The sequence below is a fragment of the Dyadobacter jejuensis genome, assembly GCF_003149085.1.
GTDB classification, from domain to species: domain Bacteria; phylum Bacteroidota; class Bacteroidia; order Cytophagales; family Spirosomataceae; genus Dyadobacter; species Dyadobacter jejuensis.
The window spans coordinates 16,999-30,812 of sequence record NZ_QGDT01000022.1; the positions used below are offsets into that span (position 1 = coordinate 16,999).

Here is a 13,814-nt window from a genome sequence, read left to right on the forward strand (position 1 = left end):
AGGTATGAAAGCATTTTCCACACAAATAATTCTGCGTATTGCCCTCTTGCTGCTGGCTAGCAGTACCATGCCCTTTCTAGTGATGCAGGGTCACTACTTGGCCACGGGGTTGGTAGCGGCCGCCTTGCTAATGATGGGCCTATCGCTATACCGTTACACCACCACCGTCAACCGCAAACTAACCTTATTCTTTGAGTCGGTTGAATACTCCGATTTTACGGTAAAACTTAATTCCGACAACCAAAAGGGGAATAGCTTTGCCGAGTTAAACAGTCGTCTCAATAGCGTGATGGAGGCCTTCCGACAGGCCAGAGCCGAAAAAGAAGCTAACTTCCACTTTCTAAACACTGTCTTACAGCATATCGATATAGGGGTAATTTGTCATGATGAATCGGGAAATATCGAAATTATGAACAAGGCTGCCATTAGGCTATTAGGCATTCATAAGCTCCGCCGAATAGCAGACCTCAGTAAAACCCCCAAGGCCGATTTAGGGGTATTACTCGACCAACTCCCTACCCCAGGTCGGCTGATGTACGAAAGCTCGGATGGGCGACAGCTTTCGGTGACCCTCACCAAGCTGGAAATGCAAGGGCGTACCATCAAGATCCTTAGCTTTCAAAATATACGAACGGAACTACAGGCCAACGAGGTGAAGGCTTGGCAAAACCTCACGAAGGTCCTCCGCCACGAAATAATGAATTCCATAGCTCCTATCGTCTCATTGACTGGCACCATGAGAAACATTCTTAACGAAGACTTTGGGTCGAAAGCGGGGATTGAAGAACCCCTCCAAGATCTTAATCTGGCCTTGTCGACGATTGAGAGCCGAGGCACGGGCATCATGAGCTTCGTGAATGCCTACCGCGACTTCACCGCCTTGCCTAAGCCTGTATTGAAGTCGGTTCGCATCCAAAGCCTACTAAAGACCTTCCAAACCATCAATACGTCGAGTCCTATTGACATAGTGATCCTCAATGACTTTGAATTGGTATGCGACCAGGGTCAAATAGAAATGGTGTTGCTGAACCTGATCAACAATGCCTGCGAAGCGGCTAAGCCTAAGGACCCTACCCCCATTGAAGTAAAGGCGTATATTCAAAATAATGTGCGGATGATAGAGGTAAAAGACCAAGGTACAGGAATCGCTCCTGAGGCCATCGACAAAATTTTCGTACCCTTCTTTACCACTAAAAAAACGGGATCAGGCATTGGTTTAAGTCTTTCAAAGCAAATCATGCATCTGCACGGAGGCGACCTGCAAGTCACTTCCCAACTTGGTATAGGGACGAGTTTTGGGATGCTTTTTTGAAAGGCTTTCGAACGAGAATTCCTTTGAAGCAAAACGGAGCGCCCGACCGTCGCCAACAGGACGAGCCGAACGCTCCATTTTATAAGAATGTTATTTCAATAGGTATGAGAAGACTTAAGGCATCAATACCGTGTCAATGACATGAATAACCCCATTGGACTGATACACATCCTTAATGGTCACCATGGCCTTATTCCCTTTCGAGTCCATGATCTGAACACCTTTCCCCTTCTTAGAAAAAGTCAATTCTTCTCCTTGTACTGTTTTGGCCATTGCCTTTCCTTTTCCGTCTTTAATCATCTCCATTAATGAAGCCGAATCGATTCGTCCCGGCACCACATGGTAGGTGAGTACGTTCGTCAAAGCATCCTTATTCTCTGGCTTCAGAAGCTGATCGACGGTCCCTGCTGGCAAAGCATCAAAAGCCTCGTTTACCGGAGCAAAAACCGTAAATGGCCCTTTTCCCGACAAAGTCTCTACCAATCCTGCGGCCTTCACTGCAGCCACCAAGGTGGTATGATCCTTTGAATTGACCGCATTTTCAACAATATTTTTGGATGGATACATCGCCGCTCCGCCTACCGTGACGGTCTTCTCTGACTGAGCGAATGCAGCCGTTGAGAATAAGAAAGCAAATGCTAAAAGTGTGTTTTTAAGGCTCGTCGTTTTCATAGAAATATTCAATTTTTGTTTCTATCATATACGGCCTAGCTCCTCGTTTTGGATCGATGAGGTTAAAAGAAAATAGAAATTATTTTCAAGGAATGATTCCTAAAAGACATCCCAATACCCTATCCATTTAGAAATCAACCATATACGCCCGATCGGAACTGAATATCAGAAATAGTCTGCCAGCTGCACCAAGTAAAACAAGGCGAAAACCAGACTCATAGACCGTGTTAAAAAGGCAAAGGATCGCCTACCCCTCTTTTGGTGGGATCAAAAATAGCTACCCCAACCTTTGAGTCGGCGCAACCATAGTACAAGAGCCATTTGTTATGATGATACACCATTCCTTCAATGAAAACGGTTCCAGATTGGTACTGCCCACTTTTCTCGAAGGGCTCCATCGGTCTAAAGAAAGGGAGAGCTAGACGGTCGAGGACCTTGGTAGGGTCGTTCTTATCGAAAAGAACCTGTCCAGCACAATAACTATTGGGAGTAAAGCGAGGATCTCCATCTTTCCCCGGGTTATTTTTACCGTTGTAAAGCAATACAATCCCCCTGTCGGTAAGTATAGCAGGAGGCCCACATTCCGTCAGATCACTGTCGAAGTAGCCCTTTCGAGGGGAGATCAAAGGTAGCAATTCACCCCTTTCGTCCACAACTGGGGTCCAGTTGATCAGGTCGGAGGAGGTGGCTACATTCACATGCGCTTCCCCAAAATATAACCAATAGCGCCCATTGACCTGAGCTATGATTTGCTTGCCGTTAGAGAGCTTCGTAAGGATGGAGCCCGATTTGGTCCATACTTCATTAAACTTCCCTCCATAGGCTTGTTTGAAAATTGGGCCATGCTTTTTCCAATTGATCAGGTCAGTAGACGTTGCCACTCCTATTCTGGCCTTATCCTGGTTCCATTGCGTATAAAACATGACGTAGAGCCCATTGGCTGTAACGGCCACCCGAGGATCTTCACAGCCGCCCGGCCACTCGGTTTCCTTTTGACTATCCTCATCTGGATATAGGACAGGCCCCTTTTTTCTTTTAAAATGGATTCCATCCTGACCCGCCGCATAGCCAATTCGCGAGGTACGTTTGCCAATTTCCTTTCCTGCCTTATCCTCGGCCCGATACAACACAACCACCTCCCCATCTTTGATGGTAGCCGCTGGATTAAAAGTATCGTTGGATTCCCAATCGACCATTCTTTGGTTCATAGGACAAAAAAATCGGGAGGTACTATCGGGAGATATGACAGGGTTGACTCCGATAGGCCTGACAAACCCACCAAAGGCCCAGTCGGGCAACTTGTTGATACCCTGAGCCTGGGATAGGGATATACCAATAGAAAAAGCTAATAACAAGGACTTAAAGCGACTTAACAGGCTTTTCATGATGCTTTATTCAGTAATTGAAAATGAATTTAAAGGAAGCGTTTTTTTAGTGATTAAACAAAAAAACCGACCCTACTACAGGTCGGTTTTTTAGACCATTGGTCCAACAACCTTTCATTAGTTTCCTGCTACTAGGTTTACATCTAAGATAAAGTCGTCCATAATGGCTTTATCACCCAGATTTTCGAAGAAATTACTGGAGCGGAACTTGATATCATAATGAGTGCGATCCACCTTTACTTTGGCTTGCGCCATCACTTTACCTCCGTTCATTTTGACTGTCGCCGGAAAGGAGATAGGCTTGGTAATGCCTTTAATCGTCAAATTCCCCGCTACATTATAGCTGTCAGCTCCGGTGGCAGTCACCTTTGTAAGCACCAACTTAGCTTCTGGATGTTTCTCTACCGAGAAGAAATCATCACTCTTGAGGTGTTTGGTCAGTTTGCCATTCATATCGGCATCTTTCACGTCGGTCACCACCAGAGATTGTACATCCAAAATAAAGCTCCCGCCTTTCAACTTATTGTTATCGAGAATTAAGGATCCAGAAGATATGGGTAGGTGTCCTTCATGGCTACCGGTCACTTTCTTGGCTTGCCATACGATGCTACTATTTTTGGGATCGACTTGGTAGGTCTTGTCGGCGGTGCCCGTACCGTCGGTGAATGCAAAAACGCTGGCATTCATTAATAAACCAGCCAACATAAAAACAAAAGATTTTTTCATAGTTCAAAAGGCCATTAGGTGAGTATTAGCTTTATTTTTTTAAAGTTACTAAATTATTATGACGGAGTAAGGGCTCGAGAATATTAAACTGAAGGAAGGCATTCATCACCCCCAAATAGTTTAAAAAAGAGGACCACTGCGCCTCACCTAACACACCTTCAAGTCAACACTTTGAACTTTAAGGTTACAAGAGTATAAATTTTCTAATTTCACCAAAAGAAGTTGATAAACAGACCGATAAGTCACCTAAAATTAATTATTTTTGATTTATAAAGTAGCATTTTTTACTCACCGGACCCCTCCGAATAACGATTTTAAAATGAAACACCATACTACCCCTTCGCCCTTCGAGGCCGACACCTGATTCACGCTTCTTGTACTGCTCCATCAACTCTAGTCCTAATAAGACTAAGGGAAGGCTATGTGCCAATCCTTCATGTGAAGTTAGGAATTATCAACCCCTCCACTCCTCTATCATGACCCAGCTTTACACCACTCTGACGATACTTTGTTTTTTATATTTTCCCATGAAGGCCTTGGGACAAAACTGTGCAAATATTGGTTTTGAAAATGGCACATTAGACGGCTGGCAGCTATCGTACGGCGACGTGATGACTGACCAGAAAACAACTGTCTTTGGCCCCGAAACTCAGGGTACAAATAATAAAGGGCATTTGATTACCAAAATAACGGATGGCAATGACCCCCTCATCACATCCGAGGCAATTCCGATGGTAGCTCCAGGGAGCAACTACTCCATACGTATTGGCAATAAAGCAACTGGGGCTAAGTACGACCGCATTAAAACGTCTTTCTTAGTGACCCCCGACAATACCCTATTCCAATACCGCTTTGCGATCGTCCTTGAAGACCCCGATCATTTTTCGTATCAGCAACCAGCACTTAGAATAAAAATTAAAACGCTCACAGAAGGTGATATTTCTTGTGGTTACTATGAAGTAACCGCTGCCCGCGGAATCCCAGGATTTAAAGAACAACCCCCTTTGACATACCGAAACTGGACGACAAGCTCCCTCGATCTAAGTAGGTTTCTTGGGCAGATGATCACTCTAGAAAATCACCACTAACGATTGTACAAAAGGCGGGCATTTCGGCTATTGCTATTTCGATGCAGAATGTTTGAAGATGGAAATAAACCAGGACTTTCCCTGTGCCGAAGAAAATGACGCCGTTACCTTAACAGCACCCGATGGCTTTGAGAAGTACCTATGGAATACGGGAGAACGGAGCAAGACCATATCGGTATTACACAAAACCGGGGAGAGATATTTTGTTAACCTCACTCCATTTTCCAGCTTGAGCGAAAATTGTGATCTACGTCTCGATTATACGATTCCTTCAGGCTTGGGTACCTATATTAATAAAGTTTCGATTTGTGAGGGAGAAACCTATGCCGTTGGAGATTCTGTATATCGGAATACGGGAGTATATTTAAACCGCTTGTCACGGCCGGGACAATGCGACAGCCTAATAACCACAGAATTAACAATCATTAAGCTCCCTGAAACGTACAAAAAAATAACGATATGTGAAGGGGACTCCTTGCACGTTGGAAATTCTACCTACCAGGAAAATGGACTGTATTTCAACCGTATTCATCAACCTGACCGTTGCGACAGTTTGGTTACCACTGAGCTGACAGTAACTCCACTTAGCAGATATACCCAAGAATTATACATCTGTGAGGGAGAAAGTATTGTAGTTGGAAATTCCACTTATAAAAAATCTGGAACTTATATTAACCGTTTGAGCCGACCCAACCAGTGTGATAGTATAGTAACCACCCATTTGACGGTTATCTACCTGAAAGTTGCCATACCTACCTCGGAACAAATTCTATTTGGAGATGACTTACATGTGAAGCCACAGATTATCAGCAACGATACCTATACTTCCTTATGGAGTCCCAACGACGGCCTTAACTGCTACAACTGTGATAGTGTATTAATCAGTCCAACTGCGAGCAACACCTATACCCTCCTGGTTCAAAGCAAATTGAGTTCATGCACAGCTACAGCGGCCATAAACATAGAAGTGGTTCCTATGTGCCAACTATTTACTCCCGATATTTTCACTCCAAATCAAGATTCAGTCAATGAAATATTCTTTCCGATTGGGGGAAGCTGCATCCGTCAAATCCTACAATTTACAATTTATAACCGATGGGGAGAGGTGATCTATGTAGCACGTAATTTCCCTCCATCCGAGGCGTCTTTCGGATGGACAGGCCACGTAAAAGGAAAGCCAGCATCTCCCGGAACATATAACTACAGGATAGAATTTGAATATATCAATACCCTAAGACAACTTAAGTCCGGGGATTTTCTGTTGGTCCGTTAAATTTTAAAGCAAACTGTATTTTTTGATTGTTGTGACCTTTGTGGCTCACCCTAAGAAATCGAACTAAAACGGAACCCCACTCAATGTCTGTAACAAAGCCTTACCTTCAGACCAGACGCCCAGGCCCGACACCGCATTGATATGGCCTTTGGCACCAATATTTACCAGCTCGCTACCCCAGTCGTTGGCCATCTGGGCCGACCTTTCATAGCTGGCGTACATATCGTCGGTACTGGCTACTACCAGCGATTTGAAAGGAAGTGGAATGGCGGGAATAGGCCGAAAGCCCACTACAAAGCTTAGCCTCTTGGACAAGTCGGCATCGGCCGGAGCTACCAGCAGGGCGCCTTTTACCCATTCGGATGTGTACTGCTGGGCCCAATGCGCTACGGTGATACACCCCATACTGTGAGCCACCAGGTAAGTAGGGGTCCTAAGAGTGGCCACTTCCTGCTGAAGCCGCCCTACCCAATCGGGTTGGACGGGCCAGTCCCAATTGTCTTGCTCCACCCGTCGAAACATATGCGGGTGTTGTTGCTCCCAGATACTCTGCCAATGCTTTGGCCCTGAAGAGGCCAGTCCGGGGATTACTAAAAAAGGTTGGGACATTGTTCCTAAAGGTTAATAATGGCCACCAAGGCCTAGTTCGGCGATCAATTTAGATAAAATTTTTAAATCGACCAGTACCAAATAACAGAAGGCTAAAAGAGCACACCCCGGTTCAGACAATCAGAAAAAGAGCGACCCAAGGTGATGGGCCGCTCTTTATTAAAATTAATACCGATTATTTGGATGCTACACAGCGAAAGCCCAAATTATTGCTTCCACTAGTCACCTCGCCCTTACCACGGCTACCCGCCTTATAACGAATACAGTACTGGTCGCTACACAAGAAAGAGCCACCTCGTTGCACCCTTTTGACTGCACCGGGCTCATCGGGGTCGTAGCTATCGCTAGGTCCCTTAGGGTTATCTTTTGGACTCTTGCTGTAGTAATCGGGGCGATAAAAATCCTGACACCATTCCCATACGTTTCCATCCATATCGTAGAGTCCGTAGGCGTTGGCGGGGAAGGTCATCACCGGTGCCGCAGCTGCAAAACCATCCTCTTTGGTATTTTTGTCGGGGAAGCTTCCTTGATAAATATTAGCCACCCACTTATTACCAGGCTTCAGCTCATTGCCCCAGTAATAGGTACGGTTGCCTTTTCCTCCTTGGGCAGCAAATTCCCATTCCGCTTCTGTAGGAAGCCTTTTGCCGGCCCAACGAGCGTAGGCATCGGCGTCTTCATACGATACATGAACCACAGGATGGTTTTCCCGGCCTTTAATCGAACTCGAGGGGCCTTCTGGGTGCTGCCAACTGGCACCAGCCTCGTAGGTCCACCATGCCAAAGGATTCTGCAAACTTACGGGTGTTGGCGTAGGAGTAAACACTGCCGATCCTGGTACGAGCTTATCGGCCGGAACCCCTGGATAATCCGCAGGATTCAACGGCCTTTCCGCTACTGTCTTATACCCTGTTGCTTTCACAAATTCGGCAAATTGGGCATTGGTCACTTCATGTTTGTCGATCCAGAAATCGCTAACTACAACCTGGTGCATAGGACGAGAATCGGGAAACTCATCGGCTCCCATCAAGAAACCTCCACCCTTAATCAACACCATATTGGTGGTGTCGGTTTGGCCGGGCTTTATGTTGGTGGCACTGGCAATAGCCGCAGCTCTAGAGGGCATCCCTTCCGAAACACAAAGAGCTAAACTATCGGCCGTCTTTTGCTCGGCCGTCTTACCCGACTGGCAGCCAAACTGCCCGGCTAACAAACAGGTTGCTAACAATACATTAATACGCTTACTTGCCATTATTTTATCGAACATTACTCTATAAATTAAATATCTATCCATTGCAATACCAACGAGCAGGAAACGGGCTGAAGTATAATACGAGTATATTACATGGCCTCCGCAATCAAGGACGATTTACATCCCAACCTCCTGCGCTTTTAAGGCTTGGCCGTCGCCAATATTTCTAAAGCTTCGGTATCCTTATATTCCTGCATTAGTTTTTTAAGCTTTGCTTTTAGGTCGGCAGTTAACTTTTCTGTACCCTTCTGACCATAAATATTCTTCATCTCTGACGGATCTTTCTGCAGATCATATAGCTCCCACGAATCCCCACCTTTGTAGAAATACGCTATTTTGTAACGATTGGTTCGTAAGCCAAAATGCGGGTGCACCCGGTGCGGCTGAGGATATTCATAATAATGGTAGTAAGCCTCTTTTCTCCAGGGGGTCTTCGCAGCTGATTGAGGCCGGAGCAAAGGCACAAAAGACTTCCCTTGCATACCATCGGGGATTTTACCCCCAGCCATCTCGATCATCGAAGGGGCCCAGTCGATATTGAGCATCATCTGATCGTACTGGCTTCCTGGCTTTACCACCCCTGGATAGCGAATTAGAAATGGGGTTTTTAAGGATTCCTCATAGATAAAGCGCTTGTCGAACCAGCCATGTTCCCCTAGGTAGAACCCTTGGTCGGAGGCGTAAATTACAATGGTATTCTGGGCCAAGCCCGACTCATCTAGGTAGTCCAATAGCTTGCCAATATTACGATCCAACGACTTGGCTGTCGACAAATAATCATTCATATACCGTTGGTATTTCCATTCGATTAGCGCCTTACCCGACAAGTTTTTGGAATGAAAATCCTCTGAAACCCCATCATAATAGGCTTTAAATATTTTTTTCTGCTCTGGATCAAAACGGTTATAAATCCAGCTCTTATAGTCTATATCCACCTTCAGATCCTCCTTCAAACGCATGGTCTTGTCGAGGGTCATATCTTGATGGGCAGCGGAATTACGCCCCTTATAGTCGTCATAAAAATTGTCGGGAACCGGGATTTTCACTTGATCGAAGGATCCTAAATCCTGTAGATCCGGCAACCATTCACGGTGGGTGGCTTTGTGGCCTACGATCATAAAGAAGGGCTTTTCCGTATCCCTTTTTTCTAGGAAGTCGATAGAAAACTGGGTGATCAAATCGGACACATATCCCTTGTATCTTGTAGTATCATGAGGCATGCTGATAAAGTCCGGATTATAATAATGCCCTTGCCCGGGCAGGACATTCCAATAATCGAACCCTGCAGGGAGACTATTAAGGTGCATTTTGCCTACCCAGGCCGTCTGGTAGCCCGTCTGTTGTAGGGTACGGGAAAGTAGCGCCTGGCTCGTATCAAATAACGTACGATCGTTTCGTTTATAACCGTTCATATGGCTATACTTTCCGGTGAGCAAAGTGGCTCTACTCGGTCCACATATGGAGTTGGTAACCAAAGCGTTCTTAAACAACCCACCCTCTTTTGCCAACCGATCGATATTGGGCGTAGTGGTAAGCTTGCTACCATAGGCGCTAATGGCTTGATAGGCATGATCGTCGGAAAAAATAAATATAATATTGGGTTGCTTAGGCGGAGAGTCGGCAAGGGCCTGTAACTGCCCTATCGCCAGCAGGGCCACCAAAATCTGGAAAAAGAAGCTCCTTTTCATAGAATGAATTGTAGGGTTATGGATTGGTCAATTTTTTCTTCAAAAAACAAAAGTACTAAATGAAACTTATAAATAAGAAGCTAAACCAAAGCCATGGCTACCTATTCCCTTCTTAAGAAAATGTAAAATTAATATTGGTCGGGGATCTGATCACTGAAATAACGGATCAACCCATGTTTCCTTTCTGGTTTTTCCAGCAATACCACTGAACCATCGGAACTAATCGCCTCGTAAGAATAATCTATTGAAACGGCTGCCTTTCCATGATAGAAATCGTATTTTTATCCCTCACAAATGGGTGCGCTAATACCACTACTTTTCTCCTAACCACCTTACAAATAATACATGACGCCAATTTATACAAATCTTCTACATCTCGTGCTAAATTTTTCGGGTTAAACAAAACGCCGTCGGCGGACAGTTTGAGTTACGAAGATTTTACTCGGACAGCCAAAAAGGAATAGAGGCCCAAACAAGGATTGCCTTGATAGCAAACCTGACATTACGGTCATTCACTGGCAGGTCAAACAAGCTGAAACCTTTACAGCCATGGTATAAATGGCCAGATCAAACCTGGGTCCTTCATTACGTTAATGGAGGTTCTTAGATGCACAAATTGGCGTGGAGAGGGCAAGAAAATTGAAATAATCCAATTGAACGGTGTACCGTTAAATCTTTTTGATCAAGTGAGAAGAGGTGTTTTTTGAGAATTTAGAAAATCCCCCTTTAGTACGTCATGGATGACCTTTTTAGAGCAAATTGTAATTTACCACTTTGGCAGCAAAAAACTGTTAAGGGATTTTTACCCATTCTTAGGATTCAGCCAGTCATCTGCCTTGTCATAAATGAGTTGGTACAAGCTACGTCTGGCGATAACAAATTCAGCGCGAAGGCTCAGACCTTTCGTGAGCGTCACTTTGTATCCATTCTTCAATTGCAACTTTTTCTTCTGCAGCGTGCATTTCACTTTGAAGACGGGCTGATCCTGCAGGATCGTAAAATCCTGGGCGATATCGGTCACTTTACCCTTTACCATTCCCCACTCATTATAGTTAAATGTGTCCATCCGGAACAAAACATACTGACCTTTTTTGATCAGGCCTATATCCTGGGGAGAAACATAACATTCCGCTATAATCATGGAGTCGTCCGGCGAAATGATGCCCAGCGATTCCCCTGCTTGTATAAAGCTCCCTGCATATTTTCCGGATATCTGCTGCATTGTACCGGCTACAGGCGCATTGACGACGTAATTTTTCCTTTGTTCGGCAAACTGCTTTTCTTCTGCAGAAAGCTGCTGCAGGTCTGCACGCTGACTGCTCAAATCAGATTGCCACTGCCCCTTTTGCTGACGAAAAGCGGATTCATACTGCGCAACCAACTGCGTATGTTCAAATTCCTTACTGTCAAATTCACGCATGGCAATCACCCTTTCCTTAAAAAGCTTTCTATCGGCGTCCAGTTCCTTTTTAATCTTTTGCTGGTGAAACAGGTTCTCCTGCATTTTTGACTGGAAGGAAAAGAATTGTTGCGCATAAAGCGAAGTTCCGAAAACGTGTTCCATGTATAAACCAGACTTATCAAGTTTGACCAATTTTTCCAGATCATGGATATATGCGTTTTTTTGATCCTGCTGATCCCTATTTAGCTGTATCCGCGAAGATAATTCCTGAGAACTTATCTCGTACAGGACTTTTCCTTTACTTACCGATTGGTTTTCACTTACCGACACATTCCGGATTACACCACTTACGAGGGATCGAAGCTCTGTTTTTTCGTTGGAAGTACGTAAACTACCCCGGCTTTCTACCGAGATATCGATGTAAATAAAAGGAAGAGAGAATAAGGCGAGGATGATGGCAGCGACCGTAACTGCATAAATCCACTGGCTTCTGACCGCCACGCAGGGCAGATACCCTTCTATGCTATTGTCGAGCACATCGTCAGGAAAAAGTTGCTGCTGCATAAATATTTCAGGGTTAAATGGAATGATTGGTTACCGGCAACGCCGTATTACTTTGCTGACTCCACAACGATGCATATTGCCCCTTCTTTGCCAACAGCGTCAAATGTGTTCCTTTTTCGATCACCTTACCTTTATGTACAACAATGATTTCATTCGCTTCCCTTACCGTAGATAAACGATGCGCGATAAGTACGGCCGTTTTTCCAATCGCACATAGCGACTTGATCGTATCCTGCACATACTGCTCCGAGATGGTGTCCAAAGACGAGGTGGCTTCGTCAAAAATAATAATCTCCGGCTCCCGATAGAGTGCCCTCAGAATGGCCAGCCGTTGCCGTTGTCCGCCGGAAAGATTATTCCCGTTCTCTGTTAATTCGGTGGCGTATCCGTTCGGCAATTCTTCAATAAACTCATGAATGCCCAGTTTACGGGCATAGTAAAGCATTTTCTTCATATCCGGCTCAAATTCACCTAATGCAACGTTTTCTAATACCGATGCGGCAAACAGGTGTATTTGCTGCGGGACTACACCAACCAACTTACGTAAACTTTCAATGCTAAGATGTTGAATATCATTGTCACCGATCCTGATACGGCCATTTTTTAACGGATATAAGTTCTGAAGTAAGGAAATAAGTGTAGATTTCCCGGAGCCGCTTTCCCCTACGATGGCAGTAATTTTTCCTTTCTGCATGGTAAGACTTAAATTCTCGAAAACAAGCGCACGGGTGCCATACCGGAAAGTCACCTCTTCCAGATAGATATCTCCAATCATATCCGCTGTAAGCTCTATTTTATGTCCGGTTTTCTCCCGTTCAAGATCCATAATCTCGAAGAGCCTGTCGGCAGCAATCAATGCATCCTGAATCGTCTTGTTCGCCCCGATGAGCCTTCCGGCCGGGCCGGTAAAATAGCCGATTAAAGCGTAAAAGGAAAAAAGCTCCCCAGCCGTGAGTTCATTGGTTATAACAAAAGAAGTGCCAACCCAGAGCAGGACGATCGTAAATAGCTGTGAGATAAAACCACTGGCCGTACCAATGGACAACGAAGACATAAAAGAGCTGTAAATGGTGCGAAGCAGCTGTATAAACCGTGTTTCGGTTTTATAATTGGCGTAGCTTTCCATACCGAAACGCTTAATCGTAGCGGCCGCATTCAAAGATTCCACCAGCTGTGCTTCCAGTTCGGCAGCATTCTCCATGAGTTTACGCTGAAGACGTTTATTAATTCGGTTGGATAGCCAATAAAAAAAAACATAAAACGGAATGATGGCCAGCATAATCAACGCCAGTTTCCAGTAATAGGTAAACATCAGCATAAAGGAAAACAGCACGATGAACACGTTCACGACCAGATCCAGGATGGTCTCGTTGATAAAGGACCGAATTTTTACGGCGTCATTAACTCTGGAAATAATCTCTCCGACCCGCATGGTGTCAAAAAATTGCTGGGGAAGCGTAAGCAAATGTTTGTAGTATCCCAAAATTAGCTGCGCATCAATCTGCTGACCAGTTTTGAAAACAAAAACTGTTTTTATTGTGCCCACTACGGTTTGTAATACCAGGATCAGCAACATACCGACACTCAATAAACGTAACAAGTTCATGTTCGCAGAAGGCAGAACATGATCGGTTATTTTCTGGATATATATGGAGGTGGATAAACCCAGTAAAGTTGCTACGGCTGCACCAAATAATGCCTGAATCATGACACTTTTATGCGGCTTTACCAAAGCCCAGAAGCGGCGCAGGACGGAAACACGCTGGTCACCCGCATTAAACTCATCAGAAGGAAGCAAGATCATCAATACACCCGTCCACAACTGTTTGAATTCATCAATGGA

11 protein-coding genes are annotated in these 13,814 nt (G+C 44.9%); 3 read left to right on the top strand and 8 right to left on the bottom strand.

The annotated features are described in order from the left end of the window. Positions 1 to 4 precede the first annotated feature (4 nt). Entirely contained in the window at positions 5 to 1,312 is a 1,308-nt protein-coding gene (locus CLV98_RS22120) for a sensor histidine kinase (protein ID WP_109678141.1), read from the top strand. A gap of 114 nt (positions 1,313 to 1,426) precedes the next feature. Here CLV98_RS22120 and CLV98_RS22125 read toward each other — a convergent pair whose 3' ends face one another. The 3 genes from CLV98_RS22125 to CLV98_RS22135 all read right to left on the bottom strand — a co-directional run bounded on the left by CLV98_RS22125 (position 1,427) and on the right by CLV98_RS22135 (position 4,095). Further along, on the bottom strand, positions 1,427 to 1,984 hold the full coding sequence (locus CLV98_RS22125) for a fasciclin domain-containing protein (RefSeq protein ID WP_109678143.1): 558 nt from the start codon (positions 1,982 to 1,984) through the stop codon (positions 1,427 to 1,429). A 227-nt stretch (positions 1,985 to 2,211) separates the two neighbouring features. Continuing rightward, on the bottom strand, positions 2,212 to 3,369 hold the full coding sequence (locus tag CLV98_RS22130) for a beta-1,2-mannosidase (protein WP_109678145.1): 1,158 nt from the start codon (positions 3,367 to 3,369) through the stop codon (positions 2,212 to 2,214). Positions 3,370 to 3,486: 117 nt separating this feature from the next. Next, positions 3,487 to 4,095, bottom strand: coding sequence for a YceI family protein (locus CLV98_RS22135; protein WP_109678147.1), 609 nt, complete (start codon positions 4,093 to 4,095; stop codon positions 3,487 to 3,489). A gap of 476 nt (positions 4,096 to 4,571) precedes the next feature. On the opposite strand from CLV98_RS22135, the gene CLV98_RS22140 reads away from it, so the two are divergent. Next, on the top strand, positions 4,572 to 5,183 hold the full coding sequence (locus tag CLV98_RS22140; protein WP_109678150.1) for a hypothetical protein: 612 nt from the start codon (positions 4,572 to 4,574) through the stop codon (positions 5,181 to 5,183). 58 nt (positions 5,184 to 5,241) lie between these two features. Next, the gene (locus CLV98_RS22145) at positions 5,242 to 6,456 is read left to right on the top strand and encodes a T9SS type B sorting domain-containing protein (protein WP_109678151.1); all 1,215 of its coding nucleotides are present in this window, start codon (positions 5,242 to 5,244) and stop codon (positions 6,454 to 6,456) included. Between the two features lie 63 nt (positions 6,457 to 6,519). Here the strand turns inward: CLV98_RS22145 and CLV98_RS22150 are convergent, their stop codons facing one another. From CLV98_RS22150 to CLV98_RS22170, 5 genes are all read right to left on the bottom strand, one after another. Further along, positions 6,520 to 7,065, bottom strand: a complete 546-nt coding sequence (locus tag CLV98_RS22150) for an RBBP9/YdeN family alpha/beta hydrolase (protein ID WP_109678152.1) — start codon at positions 7,063 to 7,065, stop codon at positions 6,520 to 6,522. A 175-nt stretch (positions 7,066 to 7,240) separates the two neighbouring features. Next, entirely contained in the window at positions 7,241 to 8,332 is a 1,092-nt protein-coding gene (locus CLV98_RS22155; protein WP_374755205.1) for a formylglycine-generating enzyme family protein, read from the bottom strand. 125 nt (positions 8,333 to 8,457) lie between these two features. Then, positions 8,458 to 10,005, bottom strand: coding sequence for a sulfatase family protein (locus CLV98_RS22160; RefSeq protein ID WP_109678153.1), 1,548 nt, complete (start codon positions 10,003 to 10,005; stop codon positions 8,458 to 8,460). Positions 10,006 to 10,807: 802 nt separating this feature from the next. Continuing rightward, positions 10,808 to 11,971, bottom strand: coding sequence for an HlyD family secretion protein (locus CLV98_RS22165; protein ID WP_109678154.1), 1,164 nt, complete (start codon positions 11,969 to 11,971; stop codon positions 10,808 to 10,810). Positions 11,972 to 11,984: 13 nt separating this feature from the next. Then, positions 11,985 to 13,814 (bottom strand): peptidase domain-containing ABC transporter (locus CLV98_RS22170; RefSeq protein ID WP_109678158.1); only part of this gene is annotated, 1,830 nt, incomplete at its 5' end.